The sequence below is a fragment of the Salinimonas marina genome (genome assembly GCF_015644725.1).
Lineage (GTDB): Bacteria > Pseudomonadota > Gammaproteobacteria > Enterobacterales > Alteromonadaceae > Alteromonas.
This window is the reverse complement of record NZ_CP064795.1, coordinates 3,349,304-3,373,992: the sequence shown is the minus strand read 5'-3', so window position 1 is coordinate 3,373,992 and position 24,689 is coordinate 3,349,304. Positions and strand designations below refer to the sequence as shown.

The window sequence follows — 24,689 nt, the reverse complement described above, 5'->3', positions numbered from 1 at the left end:
ATACGCAGTTTTTTTGAACTATAGGGTTCTAATAAAAGCACGTATGTATAGAATATAAATCAATTGGGCGAACTTGCCTGGGTATTAAAGTCTTTGTGAAGTTACTAAAAACCTTTTTCCTACTTATCATCATAGGTGCTCTGGTCGGCTCTGCCGCACTGGCGGGCATTTATTTTTATTTTAAACCTGATTTGCCCAGTGTGGCGGTATTGAAAGACGTCCGTCTGCAAACCCCGATGCGCATCTACACCAAAGATGGAAGTTTGATCTCCCAATATGGAGTTAAACGGCGGATCCCGGTAAAACTTGAGGATGTCCCGCAACAAATGATCGATGCGGTACTGGCCACCGAGGATAGCCGCTTCTACGAACATTACGGGATTGACCCGATTGGCATGACCCGGGCGGTGATAAACCTTATTGTCACCGGGGAAAAGCAACAGGGCGCCAGTACGTTGACCATGCAGCTGGCCAGGGGCTTCTTTTTAACCCGGGAAAAAACCTATATTCGTAAGATAAAAGAGATTTTTATCGCCTGGCATATGGAACAGCTGCTCAGCAAAGAAGAAATTCTGGAGCTGTATCTGAATAAGGTCGAATTAGGTCACCGCTCGTTTGGGGTGGGCGCCGCCGCCCAGGTGTACTATGGCAAAACCTTGGATGAACTCACCCTGGCACAAACTGCGACCCTGGCAGGGTTGCCCAAGGCGCCTTCGGCGCTTAATCCGGTAAGCGGCCCCAAACGTTCGGTTGAGCGTCGGCGGGTGGTGCTGCTTAGAATGCTGGACGAAGGTTATATTACCCGGGCGCAGTTTGATGAAGCCGCGGCGGCCCCGGTTACCGCACGCAAGCATGGTGCAGAAATTGAGACGCAGGCGCCGTATCTGGCCGACCTGATTCATGCAGAAATGGTTAAGATTTATGGCAAGGAAGAAGCAGAAACCGGGGGCTACCAGGTCTATGCCACTGCGCCAACCGACCTGCAGCTTGCCGCCCGTCAGGCTGTGGTGTCAAATTTACACGATTACGACGAGCGTCACGGTTACCGGGGCCCGCTGCGGTATTTATGGGGGCCAGAAGCACAGGCTGCTGACGCCAGCGATACCGAGACACCACAACCTGAAACCGCACAACCTGACTCGGCGTCAGCTAGTAATGGCTTAGATCAGCATCGCCAGTGGAGCGAGGCCGACATGCTTGCGGTGTTACAAAAGGTTGAACAAATCGCCCCGCTGGTACCGGCTGTGGTTACCACGGTCGCTGAGCAAAGCGTGGAGGTGCTCAGTATAAATGGCAACCGCCATACCCTGAGCTGGGAAAATCTGGACTGGGCACGCCCCTATATTACGGATTCGAGACAGGGTGATGAGCCTGAGCAGGCCAGTGATATCCTGAGCCCGGGCGCCGTAATCTATATCCGCCAACATAATCAACAGTGGCGTCTGGCACAAATGCCGCAGGCCAGTGGCGCCCTGATTGCCCTTAATCCTGCCAACGGCGCCGTGCAGGCAGTAGTCGGGGGCTACAGTTTTTATCAAAGCCAGTTTAACCGCGCCACTCAGGCCAAACGGCAGGTGGGCTCAAATATCAAGCCATTTATTTATTCGGCGGCGTTAAACAGCGGCTACACCGTGGCCTCCATTATGAACGATGCGCCGATTAATCAATGGAACGAAGCCACGGGCGTGGCCTGGCGACCAAAAAATTCGCCACCTCAGTATGATGGCCCGATTCGGATGCGGGTGGCCTTGGGTAAATCCAAAAATGTGGTGTCGGTGCGTTTGTTACGGGGCGTGGGCTTGTATAAAACGGCAGAATATCTGGAGCGATTCGGTTTTGACAAGGAAGATATTCCCCGTGATGAAACCCTGGCTCTTGGCTCTGGCTCTCACACCCCGTTGGAGGTCGCACGGGGCATCGCCACGATTGCTAATGGCGGGTATTTAATCCAGCCACACTTTATCGACCGGGTGCTTGATGAACAGGGCACTATGCTGTGGCAAGCCGATCCGATGTGGGCTTGCGATCCCTGCGACACCGGCCAGCAGCGGCCGCAGGTTACTGACATGGATAAAGAAGAGCGCCTGGCTCAGGTGCTGGATGTGGAAGTGGCCACTGGCGATAGTCCTTTGCCAAAGCGGTCAGCACCGCAGGTGATCACGCCCCAAAATGCGTTTCTGGTGGCCGATATGATGCGTACCGGAGTTCAGGCAAATGGCAGCTGGAGCAAAAAAACCTACTGGATGGGCACCGGCTGGCGGGCTAAAAATCTGTTACAGCGCGATGATCTGGCGGGCAAAACCGGTACTACCAATGATTCACGGGATGCCTGGTTCTCCGGCTTCCAAAAAGATCTGGTGGTAACCGCCTGGGTAGGCTTTGATGATATGAATCGTAATCTGGGCCGGGCGACCCGTAACCAAAACCTGATTAACCGCAATCCTGAACGTTTCAATTGGATTGGCAATGCCATGATTGGCAGTGAAAGCGGTGCGCATGCCGCGCAACCCGCCTGGATCAGATTTATGGAGCAAGCGCTGGAAGGCGTGCCGGAAAAATTTGTTCCGGTGCCCGAGGACATGGTCCGGGTACGCATTGATCGTACCAGTGGCAAGTTGACCCGACGCACCGACCATACGACACTATTCGAGTACTTCGTAACGGGCACTGAGCCTACGGTCTATGTACTGGATGATCAGATAAAAGATCCGGCCCGGGAGGAAACGAAGAACGCTCCTGAGCCAGAGGAAATTTTTTAACTCGCTGCGTACCCTGCAGGCTCAGGCATGAAGTTGCCTGATCAAATAATTTTTCGGAAGAACAATGTCACAAGACGAAAACCGATATCTTTATATTCCCCATTCCGGCCCGTCATTGCTGGAAACCCCTTTGCTGAACAAAGGCAGTGCTTTTACTGCCAGAGAACGGGCCTCGTTTAACCTGACCGGGTTGCTGCCACCGCGCTTTGAAACCATTGAAGAGCAGGTAGAACGGGCCTATATGCAATATAGTTCGTTCGATGATCCTTTAAATAAACACATTTATTTGCGGGCGATTCAGGATAATAACGAAACCTTGTTTTACCGGCTGGTACAGCGTCATATAGAAGAAATGATGCCCATTATCTACACCCCTACCGTGGGGGATGCCTGTGAGCAATTTTCTGATATTTACCGCAGCTCGCGGGGCTTATTTGTTTCCTGGGAAGAGCGCCATCAGCTTGATGATATTGTTCGTAATGCTACCAAACGTAAAGTGAAAGTCATCGTGGTTACCGATGGTGAGCGGATCCTGGGCCTGGGTGACCAGGGTATAGGCGGCATGGGCATCCCCATTGGTAAATTGTCTTTGTACACTGCCTGCGGTGGCATTAGCCCGGCGTATACGTTACCGGTGATGCTGGATGTAGGCACCAATAATGAAAAGCTGCTCAATGATCCTATGTATATGGGCGCGCGTCATCCGCGTATTGGTCAGCAAGACTATGATGAATTCATCGATATGTTCATCAAGGCGGTGAAACGGCGCTGGCCAGAAGTCATGATTCAGTTCGAAGATTTTGCTCAGCCCAATGCGATGCCGATTCTGAGCCGTTATCGCGATAAAATCTGCTGTTTTAATGATGATATTCAGGGCACAGCGGCGGTAACACTGGGTACCATTCTGGCGGCTTGCCGTATGAAGAACCAGCAATTATCCGATATGAATGTGGTGTTTGTCGGTGCCGGGTCGGCAGGCTGTGGAATTGCCGAGATGCTGGTGCAGCAAATGTGCAAAGAAGGCCTAAGCGACGCCCAGGCCCGCCAACAGGTATTTATGGTCGACCGCTATGGGCTGGTGACTGATGGAATGGAAAATCTGCGTGATTTTCAGCAGCGGCTGGCAACCCGGTCCGAAACCATCTGTGACTGGTCGTACAGTGGCGAATACGCTTCCTTGCTGGATGTGGTTAATTGTGCCAAACCCGATATTCTGATTGGGGTGTCCGGTCAACCCGGCTTGTTCACCGAGCAGGTTATCCGGGCGATGAAAGCCAATTGTGAGCTCCCGATTATCTTTCCATTAAGCAACCCCTCCCGGCAGGTCGAGGCCCGCCCCGAGCAGGTGATCGAATGGACCGATGGGGAAGTGGTAATAGCGACCGGCAGCCCGTTTAAACCGGTGGAGTATAAGGGTAAAACGTACCCCATTGCCCAATGCAACAACAGTTATATTTTTCCGGGAATCGGACTTGGCGTGGTAGCAGCTAAAGCGCAGCTTATCAGTGATGAGATGCTGATGGCAGCCAGTAATGCGCTGGCATCTGCTTCACCCATGGCAAATCATGGTGGGGGGGCATTGCTGCCACCCTTAACCCAAATTGCCGATTTGAGCCGGCAGATAGCCCATGCCGTAGCCAGGGTGGCGATGGAACAGGACCTGGCCCTGGAGATGACCGAAGAGGCATTACAGGAAGCCATCAACCGGCATTTCTGGTCGCCCGAATACCGTCCCTATAAACGGGTAAGTATCTAGTTCGAGTCAGCAGCGCAGCAATCTTGCTGCGCTGCATGCTTCCTGCGCTGACCTTAATTACTCTGACCCCAAATATTTAGCGCGGCATGGGAATGTCGTCATTCTGCGACTCCTCTTACGACAAATTAACGGCTTACTGGCTACTTTTCTAAAAATCACTTCAAAAGAAATATCTTCATTACTCTATGTATTTAACATGATGAAATAAATAGATAATAATTTATCCTCACGAAGCTGAATTATTTTTCTAAACGGCTCACCGGGCCTTTTTCAGGGTATGTAACCTAGCTTTTTGGGCCTTATAAGCTTCGAATGCGTAGAAGCATCTTAATCAATAGTAAATTTGTGGTAGCGATGGTGCATATGCGTCTGGAGTGTGTAACCACAGAGTAACACTTTAACCCCCGGTTAATGTCAGGGTTTTTGTAACTTACTGTTTTATATGATCATTACTCTGCTGGCATAAAGGTTGATACGTAAAGAGTAATAAGGGTAATAAGGGTAACAAGGGTAACCAAGTGGGGATAAGGCGCGGCATCGCCGGTCACCTCACAATTTGCTGGTCAGCCGGATAATCATCAAGGGGTGTTATCAACGGCATATTGCCTGTGCTCCCAATTAGAGGCGAGTATGGGATGTGACCAGCGCTGAATCTTATTTTGTTAGTAGCGGTAACTGCTTTGAGTTATCCGTGCTGCTGACTAAAGCCAGTTTGCGGGCAATGGAAGGCTCGCTTTTTCATAACAAAAGCCTCCGTGATTGGAGGCTTTTTTTGTGGTTTTCCTGAGAAGCCCCACCATCGAAACCGAATCCAGCTATACTGCGTAAACATTGCTGTCCATTTGAATCGAGACAGGAGCTTTTATGAGCAAGCAGGACGAATACAAAGTACCGCGGGTGTGGGAATGGCAACAGGAAGACGGCAGCAAGTTTTCCAGTACCAATCGTCCGACCTCTGGCCCGACCCATGAACAGGCTCTGCCGGTGGGCGATCATGATCTGCAGCTATATTCTATGGCCACGCCCAATGGCCAGAAGGTCACAATTTTATTAGAGGAGCTGCTGGCGGCCGGAGTTAAAGAGGCGGAGTACGACGCCTGGCCTATTTCTATCGGTGATGGCGATCAATTTTCCTCAGGCTTTGTGCAGAACAATCCGAATTCTAAAATTCCGGCGATGATGGACTACAGTGTTAACCCCCATTGCGTTTGTTCGAGTCGGGTGCGATCATGCAGTATCTGGCCGAAAAATTTGATGCTTTTATCCCCGAAGATCCCATCGAGCGGACCGAATGTCGTAACTGGTTATTTTGGCAGGTGGGCTCAGCGCCATATCTGGGCGGCGGCTTTGGCCATTTTTATTCCTATGCGCCTTACGCAATGCAATATCCCATTGACCGTTTCACGCTGGAGATAAAGCGTCAGCTGGATGTCCTGGATAAGCATTTGTCATACAACACGTATATGGCCGGTGAACACTACTCGATTGCCGATATGGCAACCTGGCCATGGTATGGCAATCTGGTACTGGGCAAATTGTACGATGCTGCCGAGTTTTTACAGGTAGAAAACTACACCCACGTCCAGCGCTGGGCTCAGCAGATTTCTGAACGCAAAGCCGTTAAGCGGGGCGTGGTGGTAAATCGTTTCTGGGGCGAAGAAGCCAACCTGAAAGAGCGCCACAGCGCCAAAGATATCGACAAAGCCCTGAAATAACCTGCGGCTGGTTAGCAACATTAAGATCGTAGCCACGGTCTTACCAAAAACTCGCGCTGAGCTCTGGGCCCAGCGCGAGTTTTTGCTTGCAACCATGACTGATTGACGTACTCTTCGGCGATGTATTTTTTCATCCTGGTAAAAAGGTAGTAAGCCGCTGTGGATAAGCCCGTTACCCCCAACCCCTGGGGACTGACCCCGATATTATTTTTTGTTGCTCTGATTATCACCACGGGCGTGTTAACCCAGGATATTACCGCGATGCCGGTGCTGGTGGGCTTTATGATAGCAGCCGGCTATGCCTTGCTGTTAAATCCCAGGGATCAGCGTCTGGGCATTGGCGAAAAGGTCCAGTTGTTTTGTGAAGGGGGGGGTAACAAAAACATCATTTTGCTGGTCATGATTTTTTTGATGGCCGGTGCGTTTTATGCGCTTACCATTGATATCGGTGCCCGTGATGCCACCGTAAATCTGGCCCTGAATTTTGTACCTCAGGGGTGGATACTGCCCAGTTTATTCTTAATTTGCTGTTTTATCTCGTTTTCCATGGGTACGTCCATGGGGACCATTACTGCCTTATCCCCTATTGGTCTGGGTATCGCCCAAACACTGAATATTTCTGAACCGATGGCGCTGGGCATTGTGGTGAGTGGTGCCATGTTTGGCGATAATCTGTCCTTTGTGTCTGATACCACTATTGCCGCCACCCGCAGTCAGGGCGTCCGGCTGACCGATAAATTTAAAGCCAACTTGCTGGTGGTGCTGCCGGCCGCCCTTATCACTTTGCTGCTTTTGTTTAATGTGGATGCCGGTACCCCCGAGAGCCTGGCTTCAAGAGAGGTAGAGCTGATTAATATTCTGCCTTTTGTCATTATTGTGGGGTGTGCGCTGGCCGGACTCAATGTGGTGGTGGTACTGGCAATGGGTATTATCAGCGCGGCATTAACCGGTTTATACAACGAGGCGTTTTCGGTGCTGGGGCTTTTGCAAAGTGTGCAAAAAGGCATGGGCTGGATGCAAAATCTGGCATTGATAGCGGTGACCATCGGCGGCATTGTCGGCTTAATGACCGCCTACGGGGGCATCGCCTGGTTAATGCGGGCACTTACCGCCCGGGTGCGTTCTAAGCGCGGGGCGGAGCTCAGTATTGCCTCCCTGGTCAGTGTGCTGGACCTCAGTACCGCTAACAACACGATATCGATTGTGACTGCCGGCCCTATTGCCCGCAAGCTGGGTGAAAAATATCAGGCCGATCCACGGCGGCTGGCCAGCTTGCTGGATATTTTTTCCTGCGGCTTTCAGGGCCTGCTCCCCTATAGCCCCCAACTGTTAAGTGCGGCGGCCATTGCCGGCATTTCGCCACTGGAGATCACCTTTTATAGCTGGTATCCCATGTTAATACTTGTTTTTGGTTTGCTATCGGTGGCTCTTGGCTGGCCACGGTTTTCAGCCCCCGCCCGCGAAGCATTGTAATGGCAGCCCGGGGCTGTGCTACCGCCACAGGGTGGCAAAGCCCAGCCCGATAAACAGCGCGGCGGCGACCCGGTGAAGCTGTTTTACCGGTAGCTGCCGAAGCAGTTGTTCACCTAAAAAGATCACCGGTACATTAGCCACCAGCATCCCCACGGTAGTGCCCACGGTGACGAACATGATCTGATGATATTCGGCCCCCAGCAAGACCGTCGCCACCTGAGTTTTATCGCCCAGCTCGGCGACCGAAAATAAGATAAAGGTGGCACCAAAGGCCTCCAGTTTATCAAAGCGACCGGTGGTAGCTTCTGCTTTGTCCGGTACCAGCAGCCATGCCCCCACCAACATAAAACTCAGTGCCACCAGCCAGTTAGTAATATTCGGCGCAAATAAATTGCCCACATAACTGCCCAGCCAGGCCGACAGCCCATGATTTACCAGGGTGGCCAGCACGATACCGGTGATGAGTGCTCCACGTGCATTAAAGCGAGTGGCTAACAGTAAGGTCAGTAACTGGGTTTTGTCGCCGATTTCGGCCAGCGCGACGGTGATAACTGAGGTGGAAAAGGCATCCATAGATAGGGCTCGCGACAGGAAAGTGACAACCAAAGGCACATCATCACCGTCCTGTCTGTGCGGTGACAATTATACCCCAGGTCTTGCCGCTGTAAGCGCAAATAACTTTACAGTAAACACACCATGCACCTTGTGCGTGCAACTATGTTGATGTGCTCTCTTTGGGCGGATGCAAAACTAACACCCTCCACCAAGCCGGCTACTCCCCTGACGAAGTACCGAAATTATAATCGATGAAGCGCAGATTGACAAATTAAACCCCGCCGGTTGGGGGCAGCGGTCCGGTCACGCAATGGCGACCTAGGACGGCGTTCACATCATATGGGGAGAAGGATGCAGGTATTCGTCAAAAAAATTGGTGATCAGTGGCCATAATCGTTCGGCATGACGAGAGAAAAACCGCATATGGCCTATCTCATCAAGGCCAAAGGCCGATGGATACAAAATACAGCTACGGGCTCTGCTGCCCTGATACACCGCCATCATTTCCTTAAGGTTTTTACGATTGGCGATGGCATCGTCACTGGCAACAATCCATTTTGAGGGAATCGTCAAAGAGTCATAATTGTGCTGTTTGATTTGTTGTCCAAAGGCGGTTTTGACATAGCCCGAGCCATTGCACCACTGTTGCCACTGGCGGGCGACGCCTTTGGGTAACGGTTCGCCCATTCCGACCCACTGAGACTTGGTATGACCAAACAGCAGGTTCGACAGGGGAATAAACATATTCATGAAAAAATGCGCTTTAAGCCGGTATCTTTTTGGCATATTACGCAGCGAGCCCGAAGAGCTGCCGAAATTGATAAAGGCCGCCAGCTTATGGGCATTTGGCATCAGCCCCACCAGCTGGCCACCGGCACTGTGTCCTACCAGAAAATAGGGTTGCTCGGGATAAAATTGAATAAGCGCTTCTAACGCCGCTGGCATATCCTGCTGTCCCCAGCTGACCAGATCGGCCTTGCAGCATTTTAGCAAGGTATTCAATGACTCGCCGATACCGCGATTATCAAAGGTAAGCACCGCAAACCCCTGACGGTTCAAAAACTGGGCGAACGCGGTATAAAACTGGCGCTTTATGCCTGTGGCAGGCGCAATCAATACGGCACCTTTTAACGGCTCGGAAGGCCGAAACAACGTCGCTGACAAAACCTGGCCATCTTCACACGTAAGCGAGACAGGCTCTTGCATAAATAGTCCTCACAAAACATCACTGGGGTAAACGCTGCTGATTGGTTACATGCAGACGCATAGATCTACCAATAGACCGCGCAACTCGCTTAGAATTCCAGCCGAACTGAAATTGTTTTACCGGACAGGAGGGTTGTGGGTACCGAACCATACCCCTGTCTTTGCCCAGTGTACAGCAGATGTCAAACACGCAAAGCTAACTTTTTTCTCAAACGGTTAAGCCAGGAGTGCCGACACATTGCCAGGACGTTGGTCAGGGCGGCCCGCTGTCAGCATTATTCAACGGCCGGCGCAGGCACCTGGGCCTCGCAGTGATGCCAGTCCCGTTGTTTTAACTGTTCCAGCAGGGTTTGATTAAAAAACCGGGCATACACTTTGGCGACCGCGGCGTACTTCTCATAAGCGTAGGTGCCAGCCTCGTAACTGTCGTTAGACATTTCGCGGGTGCCAAAGCGGGTAACCAGACAGGCCGGTACCGAAGGGGTAGTGGTCGAGTTGCCGTCTCTGACCACAAAAAAACGAAAATCCCGCTTACCAAAGGCTTCATTGGCATAGTATTCGGGCATGCCCGACAGCAGCTTTTTCATTTTTTTGTCATTTGGCTGTTTTACATAGCTACAGCCGGAGATAATCAACAGCGCAAGTAGTGAACAGAGCCAGACCAGTGGGTGTTGTTTCATAGCACAAAGCCTCATCTAACAGGGAGGCGGCATTGTAACCTGATGCTCAAAGTCCTGCTATCGCAGATCCAAAGTAAACACTTTGGAGCCGCGCTGAAAATTGTAAAGCTGTTGTTTGGCCGCCGGCAATGCCTCAATCCCCGCGGGTACGAAACCTTGCTCCAAAAACCAGTGAGCGGTGAGGGTAGTGAGCACAAACAAGGTGTCGATATGATTAGTGCGGGCCTGAGCAATAATCTGCTCTAAAATACGCTCGCCGCGGTTTTTACCACGATAATCAGGATGGGTGGCCACACACGCCAGCTCTGCGCAGGCGTCGTCGGGATACTCATAAACGGCGGCGCAGGCAATGATGGTACCGTCGCGAACAATCACCACAAACTGATCAATTTCGTTTTCAAGGCGCTCCCGCGAGCGCTTGACCAGCGCCCCACTTTGCTCCAGTGGTTTGATCAGGCTCAAAATGCCACCCACATCGTCAATAGTGGCGCTGCGCAGCTGCTCGTAATGATGCTCCAGCACCAGCGAGCCGGTGCCATCGCGGGTAAATAGCTCGTGCAGCAAGGCGCCATCCGTCTCATAACTGATGCAATGCGCGCGGGGAATGCCCGCGGCGACGCTGGTGGTTAAAGCTTTGAGCACCGACGGCTCGGTGGTGATTTGTTGCTGCGCGATTAAATTTTCTAACGCGGGGCGCTCAATGGTTCTGAGTAATTTTCCAGAACGGTGATATACGCCGGCCTGATGCGAAAACACAATCATTTTATCGGCTTTAAGCGCAATCGCGGCCTGGGTAGCCACATCTTCATGGGACAAATTGAACACCTCACCGGTAGGTGAGTAGCCGGTCGGCGACAACAACACAATAGAGCCATCACTGAGATGATCATTAATGCCGGTGGTATCAATCCGGCGTACCAGTCCGGTATTCTCAAAGTCAGTGCCATCGCGCACGCCCATGGGCTTGGCGACCACCAGGTTACCAGAGCACACCCGAATCTGCGCGCCGTGCATGGGAGAATTAGCCAGACCCATGGTCAGCAGCGCTTCAATATGTGAACGCACCGACCCGGCGGCATCCTTAACACACTCCAGGGTTTGTTTGTCGGTGATGCGAATATCATTGGCAAAGCGGCTTTCCACCTGGCGCAAAGTCACCCGCTCATCAATCTGAGGCCGGGCGCCATGCACCAGTACCAGGCGCACGCCCAGGCTGGCTAACAGCGCAATATCATGAATAATATTGGCAAAGTTGGCCTGCTCGATAGCTTCGCCGCCAAACATCAGTACAAAGGTTTTACCCCGATGCGCATTGATGTAAGGCAGCGAGCTGCGAAATAAGGTAATGCCGTCTTGTGGATTGAGCCCCATCGGGATTACGACTCCTGCGTGTCCAAAGTTTCAAGCTCGCGGTAGAGCGCTTCAATAACGGTCTGCGTACTGGTGCCGCCCAGAATATTGCGTTTATTGATGCCATACTCCAGTTGCAACACCGGATACACATCCTCCTGAATTTTGTCACAAATGGCTTGCAGTTCAGCAAGAGGAAGATCTTCAATGGGGCATTTTGCCTCAATCGCGGCCAGCACCACTTTACCGGCAATATCATGACCGGTTCGAAACGGAATGCCTTTTTCTACCAGGTAATCTGCCAGTTCGGTGGCATTCGCATAGCCCTGGGCAGCGGCTTCCCGACAACGCGCCTCATTCAGGCTAAGAGAGTCCAGTACCTCGCTGGCGATACACAAACAACAGTGCCACTGGTTCACCGCATCGATGGCGCCTTCTTTGTCTTCCTGCATATCTTTATTGTAAGCCAGCGGCAGGCCCTTCATAGTGACCAGCAGGGCCTGCAGCGAGCCAAAGACCCGACCGCATTTACCACGCATCAGCTCCAGCGCATCCGGGTTCTTCTTCTGGGGCATCAGTGATGATCCGGAGGTGACTGCATCGCCCAGCTGTAAAAAACCGGCTTCACCGGAATTATAAAAAATAAGATCTTCGGCCATGCGGGAAATATGCATCATGCTGGTACTGGCGCTGAACAATAGTTCCAGTACAAAATCCCGGTCGGAAACCGCATCCAGGCTATTCAGACAGGGGCTGGCAAAGCCAAGCTGCTGGGCGATATCCTGGCGATCTACCGGGTAGGTGGTCCCAGCCAGCGCGCCACTGCCCAGCGGACACTGGTTCATGCGCGCAGCCAGGTCATCCAGCCGGGAGATATCCCGCTTGAACATCTCGACATACGCCAGCGCCCAATGGGCAAACATTATGGGCTGGGCCCGTTGCAGGTGGGTATAGCCGGGGATAATGGCCTGCTGGTGACGATTCGCGGTCTGCAAAAGTGAACGAATCAGCGCATACAGATCCTGTTTTAACGAGGCGACATGTTCACGCACCCATAACCGAAAATCGGTGGCCACCTGGTCGTTGCGGCTGCGCCCGGTGTGCAGCTTGCGGCCCACATCTCCTAGTTTGTCGATAAGCGCGGCCTCCACAAAGCTGTGGATGTCCTCTTCGCTGGAAGCGGCAAAGTCGAGCTCACCGGCTTCGGCCTGTTGCTGCAACTTCGTTAATGCTGCTTCCAGCTGGGCCTGCTCATCGGCGCTCAGGACCCCGGCTTTGTGTAATGCCCGGGACCAGACGACGGACCCTTGCAGATCCTGCACCGCCATCACCTGGTCAAAGGGCAGGGAATCATTGACCTGCCTGAACATACTGCTGCTGCCGGCCGCAAACCGGCCTCCCCATAATGCCATATCGGTGCTCCTTATTTGGTTTGCGCTTTCAGCGCTTCAATCCGGCTGGATAAACTGAATAACCGGATAAACCCTTCGGCATGTTTCTGGTCATAAACATCATCCGCGCCAAAGGTGGCGAAATCCTCAGAATACAGGCTGTTTACCGAGCGCCGCTGCGTCACAGTAGCCTGACCTTTGTACAGTTTCACCACAATATCGCCGGTGACCTTTTGGGCAAAGGAAGCGGCGCCGGCTAACAGGGCATCATTAAGGGCGGTAAACCAGCGACCATCGTACATTACATGGGAAAATTCCAGCCCCAGTTGTTCACGGTATTTGATGGCCGCTTTGTCCAGTACCATGGTTTCCAGCGCTTTGTAGGCTTTCATCAGAACGGTTCCGCCGGGGGTTTCATAGCAGCCTCTGGATTTCATTCCCACTAACCGGTTCTCGACAATATCAATCCGGCCGACCCCATGAACGCCAGCCAGCTGATTAAGCTGAACCAAAGCTTCGTAGGGCGATAGTGTGGTGTCATTGACCCTGACCAGTTTGCCCTGTTCAAAGCTTAGCTGGATATACTCGGGCTGGTCAGGGGCATCCTCCGGATCCACGGTCATGGTCCAGACCTGTTTGGACGGTTGCTGCCAGGGATCTTCAAGCTCGCCGCCTTCATGAGAAATATGCCAGGCATTGGCGTCCCGGCTGTAAATTTTGGTGGCAGACGCACTGGTGGCAATGTTGCGGCTGGCCAGATAGTCGAGCAAGTCTTCACGCGACACCATCTCCCACTCACGCCAGGGGGCAATAACCTGAAGATCAGGGGCCAGGGCGGCAAAGGCGCTTTCAAAACGAACCTGGTCATTGCCCTTACCGGTGCAGCCATGGCTTAACGCATCCGCGCCCACTTTCCGGGCAATCTCGACCTGGGCTTTGGCAATGACGGGCCGCGCCATAGAGGTGCCCAGCAAATATTCCCCTTCATACACCGCGCCGGTAGTGATGGTCGGGTAAATATAATCGCGCACAAACTCTTCTTTTAAATCGACGATATAGCATTCGCTGGCGCCTGAAGCGATGGCTTTGTCGTGCAGACCTTCCAGTTCTTCGTCACCCTGGCCAACATCGGCGGCAAAGGCGACTACCTCAGCGCCGTAATTTTCTTTTAGCCAGGGGATAATGGCCGAGGTATCCAGTCCGCCAGAATAGGCCAGTACAATTTTTTTCACATTTTGCATAGTTTTAATCCTCGTTATGCGCCTAAAAGATGAGTAAGAATGGCATTTTGACCGTGCATCCGGTTTTCTGCCTGACGCATTAGTAGCGACTGCTCACCGTCGATGAGCGTGCCGCTGATTTCTAAGTCACGGTGCGCCGGCTGGCAATGCAGCACATATTGCGCGCCGGTGGTTGTCATCAGCGTTTCGTTAACCTGATATGGCATAAATTTTTCTTTAATGGTGGCAAGCGGGGTGGTGTCGCCCATCGACAACCAGGTATCGGTATATACGACATCAGCGCCACTGGCATCACTGACCTGGGTGGTTTCGCTGATGCGCGCACCGGTGGCCTCACCAATGGCTTTGGCTTTAGCAATGATTTGCGGATCGGCCGCATGGCCCGGAGGCGTCACCACCACCTGGTGGCAGCCCAGCAGCGCACCGGTCAGCACCAATGAATGGGTGACATTATTGCCATCGCCCACGTAGGCTAGGGTCAGGCCGCTGACTTTGCCAAAGGTTTCATACAGCGTCAGGTAGTCAGCCAGGGCCTGGCACGGGTGATACTTGTCGCATAAGGCATTAACGACCGGGATCCGGGCCGCATCGGCGAATTGTTCTAACGTACTGTGTGAATTGACCCGGGCCACAATCGCGTCGGCCCAGCAGGCCAGATTGGCCGCCATATCTTTAGCATCTTCCCGTCCGGCCAGGTTGCCGGCCTGGCAGTCAAGATACACCATGTGACCGCCCAATTTGTTAATACCGATATCAAAGCTGACCCGGGTGCGCAGCGAGGGCTTTTCAAAAACCGCGGCGACTGACTTACCGGCCAGTACGCTGGCATACGCCGCCGGGGTTTGCTTAATGGTATGGGCCAGCTCCAGCAACTCTTGCATGGCGGTGGGTGTCCAGTCAGCAAAGGTGAGTAAATCCTGTTTCATAGGGGAGGCTCCTGAGTCGGCGCGACCGGCATAACCCGGGTGCCGCCTGAATGTGCAAGTAAAGAAGAAAGGTTGGCCTGCCAACTGCCAATAATGACCGGCCGTTGCAGGGTCGTGGCCGCCTGCAGCGCCGCACTGGTTTTGACAGCCATACCATCGGTAATGGTATGGCTGCTGACCAGCGCCTCAATATGGGAGTGATCCAGCGTTGCCAGCACCTGGCCGGTAGCATCCATCACCCCATCAACATCAGATAACAGCAACAACTCGGCCTGCAGTAACTGGGCAACAACGGTGGCAGCTTCATCAGCATTGATATTGAGCAAGCGACCGGTAGCGTCGCTGCCAATGGAGCTGATAATGGGCAGATAATCCTGTACCAGTAGTGTTTTTAACAAGGTGCTGTCGCCGGGCGCCGGGCTTCCCACGGCGCCGTATTCAATAGCTTTGCCAGCACAGGTCACCAGGTTGCCATCTAATAATGACAGGCCAACCGGGGTCAGCTTGTGGGCGATGGCCGCGGCGCACAGCATTTTATTGGCCGTGCCGGCCAGGGCGCCACAGACATACGGCATATGTTCATCGGGGGTGATCCGCAGACCATTGAGTTTGGAACTGGTCAGAGATAACTTTGCCATCAGGCTTTCCACCACCGGCCCACCGCCGTGCACTAATACGACCGGGCGTGTTGCCGATAGCGCATTGATATGCTGAAACAATATTGCGGTGGCAGAGGGGTTGTCTAACAAAGCGCCGCCCACCTTTATCACCACAGGGTGGTTTCTCATAATGGTATCAGTCCTTTTGCAGCAGGCTGGCCAATCATCAGGTTCAGACATTGAATCGCCTGAGAGGCCGCGCCTTTCATCACATTATCAATTGCAGCCGAGATCACGGCGTAGCCGCTTTCCGGGTCGGCTTTAAAGTGTAGATCAACAAAGGGGGTATGTACGACATCATCCAGTTTAGGCCAGCTGTTTCTTAAGCGTACCAGCGGATGGTCCTGATAAGCCTGTTGATAGGCCTGTTGCAGCATCGCCGCGCCCACACCGTTGGCAAGTTTGACGGTGATGGTGGCCAGGATGCCGCGTTTAAAATTACCCAAATGGGGCGTAAAAATGACCGGTACCCCGCAATAGGCTTCAATTTCAGGTGTATGCCGATGACCCAGCACCCCATAGGACTGTAAACTGACTTCACAAAAGCTATTGGCGAGCGCTGCTTTACGTCCCGCGCCGCTGACCCCTGACACCGCATTGATCACAGGCCGGTGCGCCGGGTCTAACAAATTCTGGGCGGTCAACGGTTTCAGCGCACACAACGAGGCCGTAGGGTAGCAACCGGGTACCGCTACCACATTGGCCTTGCTGATTTTTTGCGGATACCATTCTGCCAGTCCGTACACCGTTTTGGATAACGCCTCGGGACTGGTGTGCGCAAACCCATAGTATTGCTCAAATGCCTGGATGTCCTGCAGCCGGAAAGCGCCGGATAAATCCAGCACCCTGGCCTTGCCACCACTAAGCTGATCCATCCACTGATGACTGGCTTCGTGAGGCGTGGCCAGAAATATAATATCCATGGTGTCAGCCAGCATCGCCAGCGACGCCTCATCGAGAGCTTCCAGCGTGAGACGGGATGACGCTAATCGTCCGTGCAGAGTGCCTATGGGTTTGCCCGCGTCGGCGCTGGCGGCGGATACGAATACCCGGTTTAACTGAACCTCACTATGGCCGAGTAACAACTCAACCAATTGTGCGCCAGTGTAACCACTGGCGCCAATAACACAGACATCCAACATAATATTCACTAAGTGTAGGTAAAAAATAAGAAAATACACTTTTTAACCTTGCTGCCGAATTCACCGTAAAAATTCTCGAGTCTGAACAAGGTTAAAAGTGCGCTAGCGCGTGCTGTTTAAGAAGAAAGCCACTATCGTCGCTGACGGTGAGACATCGCGTAGCCAGGGGTGGGAGAGTCAGGCTGTTTTGTGCAAGCAGCGCGGTACTGCACGGGTTGATGATGAATTACCATAAGTATGCTCTGCCTCCACCTTAAAATTGTTTCGATTAAACTCAAATTCTCGCCCCATGTCGCCGGGCGTTGAATAACAATGGAAGCTAGTTTACAGATATAGAATAATTATTCAATATAAATGTATAAATATCTCATCGGATGTCTTTACTATCTGTTTTGTAATGATTTGGGTATACACTCGGAGGGTTTGTTACCTGAGCTTGCTGTATTGACAAAAAATAAAGAGGAATTTGAATCATGCAACCCAAAACTCTGGCGCTGGTGGCCCACGATCATAAAAAAAATGCATTACTTAACTGGGTTAAGGCGCATCAGCCGACGCTGCAGCAATGCAAGCTGGTCGCGACCGGCACCACCGGGGCGATGTTGTCAGAACACACCGGGCTCGCCATTACCCGTTATCAAAGCGGGCCGCTGGGCGGCGATCAGCAAATCGGCGCACTTATTGCTGAAGGCAGTCTGGATGCATTATTCTTTTTTTGGGATCCCCTGAATCCGGCCCCCCACGACCCTGATGTTAAAGCCCTGCTAAGGTTATGTTCGGTGTGGAATGTGCCGGTCGCCTGTAACGAAGCCACCGCCGATATGCTGGTGACCTCACCCCTGTTTTTATCCGCTGATTATCAGGTTCAAAAGCCTCAATACTGAAAGCCTGCACAGCAATTACAGGCCATCAGCGGGAGTGATTCAGTAGTGATTCAGTAGTGATCAGTGGCTAGTTACGATGATAACGGGGGCCTCTATTTTCTGGCTGGGGGCGAAGCTTCGAAAATGCTTTTAGCTCCTGCAGTTGGCTATCGCTTAACATTGCTGCCAGAGCATCTTTATGACCCCGCTGCTCAAGCTTTCGGTCAACCAGAGCTTGCTCAAATTGTTCCGCTATGGTCCGCCAGGTGTCTTCATCAAATTCCGGCGCATAGATGATTGCGCGTTCGCGCAAACGTAGCGCATGCAGTTGTTGTGCGTCTTGCTGGCGCTGGGCATGCTGTTGTATCAAAAGAGTGGTCAATTCGGATCGTTGGCTTTGCTCTAAATCCAGTAAGTCGAGGGCGAAGGGAAGCTCAAAACTCTCCGGTTCTGGACGCATATTCTGATGTTTTATCTCGCGATCTAGCACTTTGGCAAGTAGCTGCTGGCGCTGCGCATCATTTAGCACCTGAAAAATAGCGTGTTTAGCTTTGGCGTAACTGAGCCGTTTTTCCTGGGCTGCTTCAAAGCGCTTTTCTACCATGGCAATGATGTCGTTTTCCTCCAGCCCGGCTTGACGATTATGCCGGCGGGATTTATCGCCTTTACCCGTGGCCGTCGTATCGGTCTGAAGCGTTTGAAGAATCAGGCGGACATCTTGCTTTTGGGTGGCATTTAAATCCAGCGTTTGTAGCTGTCTGAATATGGGCTGAAACTCTGCGTGAAAAGCAGTGTTGTGATGGCCGGAACCAGGCTTGGCAAAAACCGCTCCTGATGTAAGTAAGCTGGTTAGCAGAATTATCGAAATACGCTTTTTCATAGTAAGACTCTGTTGGTAAGGACGAGAGTAAGTGTACTTTGGACTCTTGCAAAGGTGGGTATAGACAGTGTAAAGCTTGTGTAAAGATAGCCGCGGGTGATTGCACTGCTTTATTACCCGGGTAAGCTATGCTGGTACTTTCAGCCAGTATTAACGTAAATCCCAAGAGGCCCTAGTGACCAGCTCTGCCCCCGACAGCATTAAACGCGCTATTCTTATCATCGACGATGACACGGAACTTACCGACATGCTAGCCAGCTATCTGGGTGCGTGTGGGTATACGGTGACTATTGCTGATAACGGTCGTAAAGGCTTGGAAGTGGCCACCAGCGGGGGCGTGTTTGATTTGATTCTGCTGGATGTAATGATGCCGGAAATGGACGGCTTCGATGTCCTTAAAAATCTTCGAAAGACCCTACTCACGCCGGTACTTATGCTTACTGCCCGCGGCGACGATTATGATCGGATACTGGGGCTTGAATTGGGGGCGGATGATTATCTGCCTAAACCCTTTAACCATCGGGAACTGGCAGCGCGTATTAAAGCCATTTTACGGCGGCTGGAGCTCACCGTGAGCGCCGCTCAACAGCAGGATCTGCAGGTGCATGGACTCAGACTGTCGGTAGCCCGCCAGCATGTCAGCTGTGACGGCCAGCAAGTGACGTTAACCGGCACTGAGTTTTCTATTTTACATCTGTTAATGCTGAGTGCCGGTCAGCTGGTCACCAAGAATGAGATTTCAGAAAAAGTGCTGGGGAAGAAGATGATGACCTTTGATCGCAGTATTGATATGCATGTCAGCAATCTTCGAAAAAAAATCGCGGCCGTAGATGCAGTGGAAAGAATCAAAACCATACGCGGCTCAGGCTACATGCTGCTTATAGGGTAATGCGTGAATATTCGTTTTTTAAATCCGGCACGCCATCTGGTAGGTCGGCTGTTTTTGTGGTTTTGGCTTACCGCCCTGGCAACGGCGGGGCTGGCGGTGTGGGTAAGCAAGCTCACCGAAGACAACATTGAAATTACCCCGGTATCACCACGGTACAGCCAGCTGCTGGCGCAGTTGGTTAACAGACTGGAGCGAGAGGCGGGGCCCAGTAGCGAGCCCAGTATCGAGCTTCAAAGAAGGTTGAGCCGGCTTAGCCGAAAGCTGCCACTGCGATTAATTGCCGTAGGTACGCAGACCGGCAATGTTATCCGGGCCGATAAATCAATGCTGCCCCGGGGGGCGGAAAAACACCTGCACAGTGTCATCCGGCACACCTCGCCCATTGTCATTAAACAGCACAACTTTGCACTGATTGGCCCGCAGGCCTTTATTTACCAGAGGCAGCCCTATGCGTTGTTTCTGACACAGCGGGAACCGCCAGCCAAGCCCCGGAACCTGTTGGTGGGACTCATTGTAATCGGGGTGGTAGTAAGTATGCTTTTGTCATACTGGTTTGCCCGGACCCTGGTTAAACCTATACAACAACTACGCCAGGCCAGTAAAAAGCTGGCGAACGGCGACTGGCAGGCCCGGGCCTGGGAACCGTCAAAGCGGGCGGATGAATTAGGGGCGCTGGCGCGGGATTTCAACGAGATGGCGGCGCAACTGGAAACCTCGTGGCGCGGCCAAAAACGGCTGCTGGGCGATATTTCGCACGAGTTACGTTCGCCGTTAACGCGGCTGCAGATGGCGTTAGGGCTGGCCCATCAGCAACATGTCAGTGCCCCTACGCTGGCGCGAATTGAGCGTGAAGCCAACAATATGGAAGCCCTCATCAGCCAGCTTTTGAGTATTACCCGCGCCGAGGCTGCCCCCGCGAAAATGGTTACGGTAACGGTGGAGGCCCTGTTAGGTCAGCTTGGCCAGGATGCTCAGTTTGAAGCCGAAGCCAGCGGAAAAAGCCTGGAATACAGCAAATTACCCTCACAGGAAGTAGCAGCAGATGGGCCGTTACTGTGTAGCGCCGTAGAAAATGTACTTCGCAATGCCATCCGCTATGCCCACAGCTGCATCTGGATGCGTATAGAGATGCAGCCGGATTACTGGCAAATTGTGATTGAAGATGACGGCCAGGGCTTATCCGAAGCACAGTATGAGCAAATATTTACACCGTTTTACCGGGCCTCGCTGGCCCGTGATCGAGACTCCGGTGGCGCAGGGCTGGGGCTGGCCATCGCCAAAGCGGCGGTGATAGCTCACCGGGGGACCATAACCGCGGGTTCGAGTTTACGCGGTGGGCTAAAAGTCATATTGTACTTTCCTTTGACAGACCAGGTAGATAATTAGCAGGCATGATTGCTCTATTCAGCGAAGATGAATTAATCAGCAGATTTGAAGATCAAATAGAACCATTTTGGGACACGGCTGTGACCACCGGTCAGTTTATCGGTAAGCATGACGTACCGGTGCATTATGCCTGGTGTGTCCCTGAGCATGCCACCCACAGTGTCTTGATCAGTTCAGGTCGTATCGAGTCATTACTGAAATACAAAGAAGTGATGTACGATTTGTATCGCCAGGGGTTTGCAGTGTTTATTCTGGATCACCGGGGGCAGGGACTTTCGGGACGAATGACCGACAACCCGCATCATGGCTATGTGGTCAGCTTTACCGACTATGTTGACGATATGCTGACATTTTGTACCCGGATAGTGCATCCGAATCAGCACGGCAGACTGAGCTTGCTGTGTCATTCGATGGGCAGCGCCATTGGCGCACTGGTGATTCTGCGCCAGCCTGACTGGTTTCACAAAGCGGTGTTTTGCTCGCCCATGTTTGGAATACGTCCGGCTTTACCCACCCCGGTGGCAAAAGGGCTGCTATGGCTGGGAAAACGCCGGGATACCCGGGCGGGGGTGGTGACTGATTATTTTTTCGGGCAACAGGATTATCAGGCGATCCCGTTTGCAACCAACAAGCTTACCCATAGCCGGGTGCGCTACCAGCTGTTTCGACAGGTGTATGCGGCCCAGCCTGACATTCAGCTGGGCGGCGTGACCACCGACTGGCTTGCGGCAGCCCATGAGGCCATGGCCGTTATCGAGCAACAGGCGCCGCAATTAAATCTGCCGTGTCTGATTTTTTCAGCCGGTGCCGACAAGGTGGTGGATAACCGCGCTCAGGCCCGGATAGCCAGGCATTTGCCTGACTGTCATTGGGTGGTAATTGACGGCGCTGCTCACGAGTTGTTGATTGAAGCGGATGAATATCGCACGCCGGTTATGCAGCAACTGTGTGCCTTTATGCAGGCCGATACTCACAAAACTTGCCCGTAGCCGGCTTTGGTTCTATCCTGAGCGGCTGATTATGCTTAGCGGCTTTGTGATATTCCTATGATTGATATTGTTTTATACCAGCCAGAAATCCCACCTAACACCGGCAATATTATCCGGCTATGCGCCAACAGCGGGTTCGCCCTGCACCTGATTGAACCTTTAGGGTTTGACTGGGATGACAAACGGGTGCGGCGGGCCGGGCTGGATTATCATGAATTTGCCCAGGTTAAACGCCACCCCAGCCTGGAAGCCTATATGCAAAGTGAACAGCCAAAGCGGGTACTCGCCTGTACCACCAAAGGCCGGGCGTTTCACAGTGAAGTTGTTTACCAGCTGGGGGATGCTTTGGTGTTTGGCCCGGAAACCCGAGGGCTGCCGGACGAGGTCATTGACTCGCTCCCCCCAGAGCAGCGGGTGCGCATTCCCATGCTGCCAGACAGTCGCAGTATGAATTTATCCAACGCCGTATCGGTGTTTGTGTACGAAAGCTGGCGTCAGTTTGGGTACCCCGGCGCCCGGTAAATGCGATAAATCTAATTAAATGCAATTGATAACCATTCTTATTTACATTTGTCGGTGATCTGGTTAAGCTACGGCTGGAACTGTGGCCAACCGGATAGCATAACCATGACAAATGTATCTTCTTTAGTATCAACGGGCGCTTTAGAGTCTGTGCGCCCTTATGTCTATGCCCGGGATGAAACAACCTATCGGGCCCCAGAGTGCTCCCCCAATCAGCCCTTCGGCAGCAGTACCAATGTAGCTTTGCCGGGCAATAAGACCGGTCAGCGTTAATTATAAGGAGCACAGCATGGCTATTTATTCGGCATTGCTCTGTTGTAGTCTGGGCGCCGGCTCGTTGTATATTGGCTGGCGCCAAAGTAAGCGCTGGCTTGGTGGCCTCGCGGTATTATGCTGGCTGGCCTCGATGATGTTGTTTGATTACACCACCGGCTGGCAATACGCGCTGGTATACACCTTGTTTTTGCCGGCAATTCTGGTTTGGATGGCGATCATTTACCAGGCCACCACCAAGCCGCTGCAGCGGCAGCTACCCAGACCCAGAGCACTGGATACAAGTCTGCGGCGAACAGGCAATAACCTGTTGATTGCGGCCGTGGTGCTGGTGGCAGAATTACTGTTTAGCCTGGTAATCTGTCTGGCGATCGCCCGTTTGCTGCCAATAGCCTACAGTGGGCAGCTGGCACTGTGTATTGTGCTTCAGCCGGTGCTATGGGCGCTTATGGCGTATCACTTTCTGGCCATCGGGCAGTCACTGCGTATCCTGGCTTTCCATTCTACCCTGGCGCTGGTCTTTGGCGCACTCTTATTGTTGTAGATTTTATGTCGTTATTTGCACGTCAACCTGCGCTCAACGCCCATCGCTGGATGGGTATCTTTTTAGGTGGCTTACTGTTTTTGGTGTGTTTATCCGGAACATTAGTGGTCTTTAACCAGGAGTTTGAGCGTTGGGAACAAGCCGATATCCCGGAGTTCAATGGGGTTACACCGGTTGCGGTGGGACGTGCCGTAGAGCAGTTTGTAAAACGCTACCCACAGGCAACGGAACATTATCATGTGGTCTTCCCCAGCTCCGGCATCCCGCGACTGGTGGTGGAAAATGATCACAAGGCATGGTTTGCCAATCACCAAGGCAGGCTATTAGAAGCGGAGCAATTCCCCTGGTCAAAAATGCTGGTGGATATGCACTATTACCTGCATCTGCCTTCCACCTGGGGCTGTTAGTGGTTAGCGCCTTAGGCGCCATCATCTGTGCGCTGGTGGTCAGTGGCTTTATTGCCCACAAACGGCTGGCCAAAGATGCTTTTAAATGGCGCCGGGGCGGTACCGGGCAGCCTGGGCGTATTGATCTGCACAATCGCTTTGGCGTGTGGGCGTCACCCTTTCATCTGATGATTGGTATTACCGGTACCTATTTTGGTATGGCGGGTATTGTGCTTACCTTAGTGGCACAGCTGGATACCCAGGGCGATCGACAAGCGGTAATGGATAAAATCTTTACCCCGGAACCGGTGCTGGAGCAGCCTTTAGGCCCGCCCGATATTACCACGGCGCTGCGCCGGTTTAATGAAATGGAAACCGGACACGCACCCATCTTTCTCACCGTGCATGATGTCGGGACGCCCCAGCAGTTTATTGAAATTTATGCCCAGGTACCGGACCAGCTGATTTATTCCGAAAACTACCGGTTTGACTCCAATGGCGATTTTTTGGGTACTGGCGGTTATGAAAATGGCCCCTGGGGCAAGAAACTTATTTATTCACTATACCGGCTGCACTTTGGCGACTTTGCTGGCTGGCCGGTGAAGCTGTTGTATTTTGTACTGGGGTTAATGCTGACCGCACTGTGTGTGTCGGGGATGGATATCTGGCTGGAAAAGCAAGGCCGCCCGGCACGGCTGAACCGCCTGTGGCAGGGCTTTGTCTGGGGCAGCATCAGTGCCCTGGCCATCACTGCCGCCATCACCCTGTGGGTGCCGCTATCGGCCTATCTGGCCTTTTGGGGGCTGCTGATACTCGCCTGTGCCCTAAGTGCTGTGTGGATGAAAATGGACCGATATTATTGGCTGGTTATCAGTGCAGTGTGTTGTTTGGGGCTATTGCTTGTGCATACCGCAAAATATGGGGAGCAGGCCTGGAGCCAGGCTGGCTGGCCAGTGAATAGCCTGTTGCTGGTGTTTATCCTGTGGTGTGGCTGGAATGCGCACCTGCACAGAAAAGTGAAAAAATTAACGCAATAAAAAACTGGCAGACCTTGATAAGCGTCTGCCAGTTATGTTTTAGCACTTATTACTCAATGCGTATTTT

At 52.6% G+C, this 24,689-nt stretch carries 22 protein-coding genes and 1 pseudogene; 13 read left to right on the top strand and 10 right to left on the bottom strand.

All coding sequences use genetic code 11. The annotated features are described in order from the left end of the window. Positions 1-95: 95 nt before the first annotated feature. The 4 genes and pseudogenes from IT774_RS15165 to IT774_RS15150 all read left to right on the top strand — a co-directional run bounded on the left by IT774_RS15165 (position 96) and on the right by IT774_RS15150 (position 7,703). Entirely contained in the window at positions 96-2,759 is a 2,664-nt protein-coding gene (locus tag IT774_RS15165; protein ID WP_195810507.1) for a penicillin-binding protein 1A, read from the top strand. 64 nt (positions 2,760-2,823) lie between these two features. Further along, positions 2,824-4,515 carry an NAD-dependent malic enzyme gene (locus IT774_RS15160; protein WP_195810506.1) on the top strand — a complete coding sequence of 564 codons (1,692 nt, stop codon included), beginning with the start codon at positions 2,824-2,826 and terminating at the stop codon, positions 4,513-4,515. A gap of 864 nt (positions 4,516-5,379) precedes the next feature. Then, a pseudogene (yghU, locus tag IT774_RS15155) lies at positions 5,380-6,230 on the top strand (glutathione-dependent disulfide-bond oxidoreductase). A 159-nt stretch (positions 6,231-6,389) separates the two neighbouring features. Next, positions 6,390-7,703 carry a Na+/H+ antiporter NhaC family protein gene (locus IT774_RS15150; RefSeq protein ID WP_195810505.1) on the top strand — a complete coding sequence of 438 codons (1,314 nt, stop codon included), beginning with the start codon at positions 6,390-6,392 and terminating at the stop codon, positions 7,701-7,703. Positions 7,704-7,721: 18 nt separating this feature from the next. Here the strand turns inward: IT774_RS15150 and IT774_RS15145 are convergent, their stop codons facing one another. From IT774_RS15145 to argC, 9 genes are all read right to left on the bottom strand, one after another. Then, positions 7,722-8,276 (bottom strand): TMEM165/GDT1 family protein, encoded by a 555-nt coding sequence (locus tag IT774_RS15145; protein WP_195812325.1) that lies wholly within the window; start codon positions 8,274-8,276, stop codon positions 7,722-7,724. A gap of 312 nt (positions 8,277-8,588) precedes the next feature. Then, positions 8,589-9,464, bottom strand: a complete 876-nt coding sequence (locus IT774_RS15140) for an alpha/beta hydrolase family protein (RefSeq protein ID WP_195810504.1) — start codon at positions 9,462-9,464, stop codon at positions 8,589-8,591. A 275-nt stretch (positions 9,465-9,739) separates the two neighbouring features. Beyond that, complete coding sequence (locus IT774_RS15135) at positions 9,740-10,144, bottom strand: hypothetical protein (RefSeq protein ID WP_195810503.1); 405 nt, start codon at positions 10,142-10,144, stop codon at positions 9,740-9,742. 57 nt (positions 10,145-10,201) lie between these two features. Then, on the bottom strand, positions 10,202-11,515 hold the full coding sequence (gene argA / locus IT774_RS15130; RefSeq protein WP_195810502.1) for an amino-acid N-acetyltransferase: 1,314 nt from the start codon (positions 11,513-11,515) through the stop codon (positions 10,202-10,204). Positions 11,516-11,520: 5 nt separating this feature from the next. Next, positions 11,521-12,906, bottom strand: a complete 1,386-nt coding sequence (gene argH, locus IT774_RS15125; RefSeq protein ID WP_195810501.1) for an argininosuccinate lyase — start codon at positions 12,904-12,906, stop codon at positions 11,521-11,523. Between the two features lie 11 nt (positions 12,907-12,917). Next, the gene (locus IT774_RS15120) at positions 12,918-14,126 is read right to left on the bottom strand and encodes an argininosuccinate synthase (protein WP_195810500.1); all 1,209 of its coding nucleotides are present in this window, start codon (positions 14,124-14,126) and stop codon (positions 12,918-12,920) included. 14 nt (positions 14,127-14,140) lie between these two features. Further along, complete coding sequence (locus IT774_RS15115) at positions 14,141-15,052, bottom strand: ornithine carbamoyltransferase (RefSeq protein WP_195810499.1); 912 nt, start codon at positions 15,050-15,052, stop codon at positions 14,141-14,143. Then, positions 15,049-15,840 carry an acetylglutamate kinase gene (gene argB / locus IT774_RS15110; RefSeq protein WP_195810498.1) on the bottom strand — a complete coding sequence of 264 codons (792 nt, stop codon included), beginning with the start codon at positions 15,838-15,840 and terminating at the stop codon, positions 15,049-15,051. Before argB ends, IT774_RS15115 begins: the two co-directional genes overlap by 4 nt. Next, positions 15,837-16,853 carry an N-acetyl-gamma-glutamyl-phosphate reductase gene (gene argC, locus IT774_RS15105; protein ID WP_195810497.1) on the bottom strand — a complete coding sequence of 339 codons (1,017 nt, stop codon included), beginning with the start codon at positions 16,851-16,853 and terminating at the stop codon, positions 15,837-15,839. Before argC ends, argB begins: the two co-directional genes overlap by 4 nt. 473 nt (positions 16,854-17,326) lie before the next feature. On the opposite strand from argC, the gene IT774_RS15100 reads away from it, so the two are divergent. Further along, positions 17,327-17,737, top strand: coding sequence for a methylglyoxal synthase (locus IT774_RS15100; protein ID WP_195810496.1), 411 nt, complete (start codon positions 17,327-17,329; stop codon positions 17,735-17,737). Between the two features lie 67 nt (positions 17,738-17,804). Here IT774_RS15100 and IT774_RS15095 read toward each other — a convergent pair whose 3' ends face one another. After that, positions 17,805-18,596, bottom strand: a complete 792-nt coding sequence (locus tag IT774_RS15095) for a Spy/CpxP family protein refolding chaperone (protein WP_195810495.1) — start codon at positions 18,594-18,596, stop codon at positions 17,805-17,807. Between the two features lie 175 nt (positions 18,597-18,771). Here IT774_RS15095 and IT774_RS15090 point away from each other — a divergent pair, with 175 nt between their 5' ends. The 8 genes from IT774_RS15090 (at position 18,772) to IT774_RS15060 (ending at position 24,622) form a co-directional block, all read left to right on the top strand. Continuing rightward, positions 18,772-19,485 (top strand): response regulator transcription factor, encoded by a 714-nt coding sequence (locus IT774_RS15090; protein WP_269749770.1) that lies wholly within the window; start codon positions 18,772-18,774, stop codon positions 19,483-19,485. Between the two features lie 3 nt (positions 19,486-19,488). After that, positions 19,489-20,871 (top strand): ATP-binding protein, encoded by a 1,383-nt coding sequence (locus IT774_RS15085; protein ID WP_195810494.1) that lies wholly within the window; start codon positions 19,489-19,491, stop codon positions 20,869-20,871. 5 nt (positions 20,872-20,876) lie between these two features. Next, positions 20,877-21,860, top strand: a complete 984-nt coding sequence (locus tag IT774_RS15080; RefSeq protein ID WP_195810493.1) for an alpha/beta fold hydrolase — start codon at positions 20,877-20,879, stop codon at positions 21,858-21,860. A 57-nt stretch (positions 21,861-21,917) separates the two neighbouring features. Continuing rightward, positions 21,918-22,382, top strand: coding sequence for a tRNA (uridine(34)/cytosine(34)/5-carboxymethylaminomethyluridine(34)-2'-O)-methyltransferase TrmL (trmL, locus tag IT774_RS15075; protein ID WP_195810492.1), 465 nt, complete (start codon positions 21,918-21,920; stop codon positions 22,380-22,382). Positions 22,383-22,487: 105 nt separating this feature from the next. Further along, positions 22,488-22,655: a hypothetical protein gene (locus IT774_RS15070; protein ID WP_195810491.1), complete on the top strand. Its 168-nt coding sequence runs from the start codon at positions 22,488-22,490 to the stop codon at positions 22,653-22,655. A gap of 16 nt (positions 22,656-22,671) precedes the next feature. After that, entirely contained in the window at positions 22,672-23,199 is a 528-nt protein-coding gene (locus IT774_RS15065) for a hypothetical protein (RefSeq protein ID WP_195810490.1), read from the top strand. 5 nt (positions 23,200-23,204) lie between these two features. Continuing rightward, positions 23,205-23,606 carry a PepSY-associated TM helix domain-containing protein gene (locus IT774_RS17575; RefSeq protein ID WP_232365015.1) on the top strand — a complete coding sequence of 134 codons (402 nt, stop codon included), beginning with the start codon at positions 23,205-23,207 and terminating at the stop codon, positions 23,604-23,606. Next, complete coding sequence (locus tag IT774_RS15060; protein WP_232365014.1) at positions 23,606-24,622, top strand: PepSY-associated TM helix domain-containing protein; 1,017 nt, start codon at positions 23,606-23,608, stop codon at positions 24,620-24,622. Before IT774_RS17575 ends, IT774_RS15060 begins: the two co-directional genes overlap by 1 nt. Positions 24,623-24,689 lie beyond the last annotated feature (67 nt).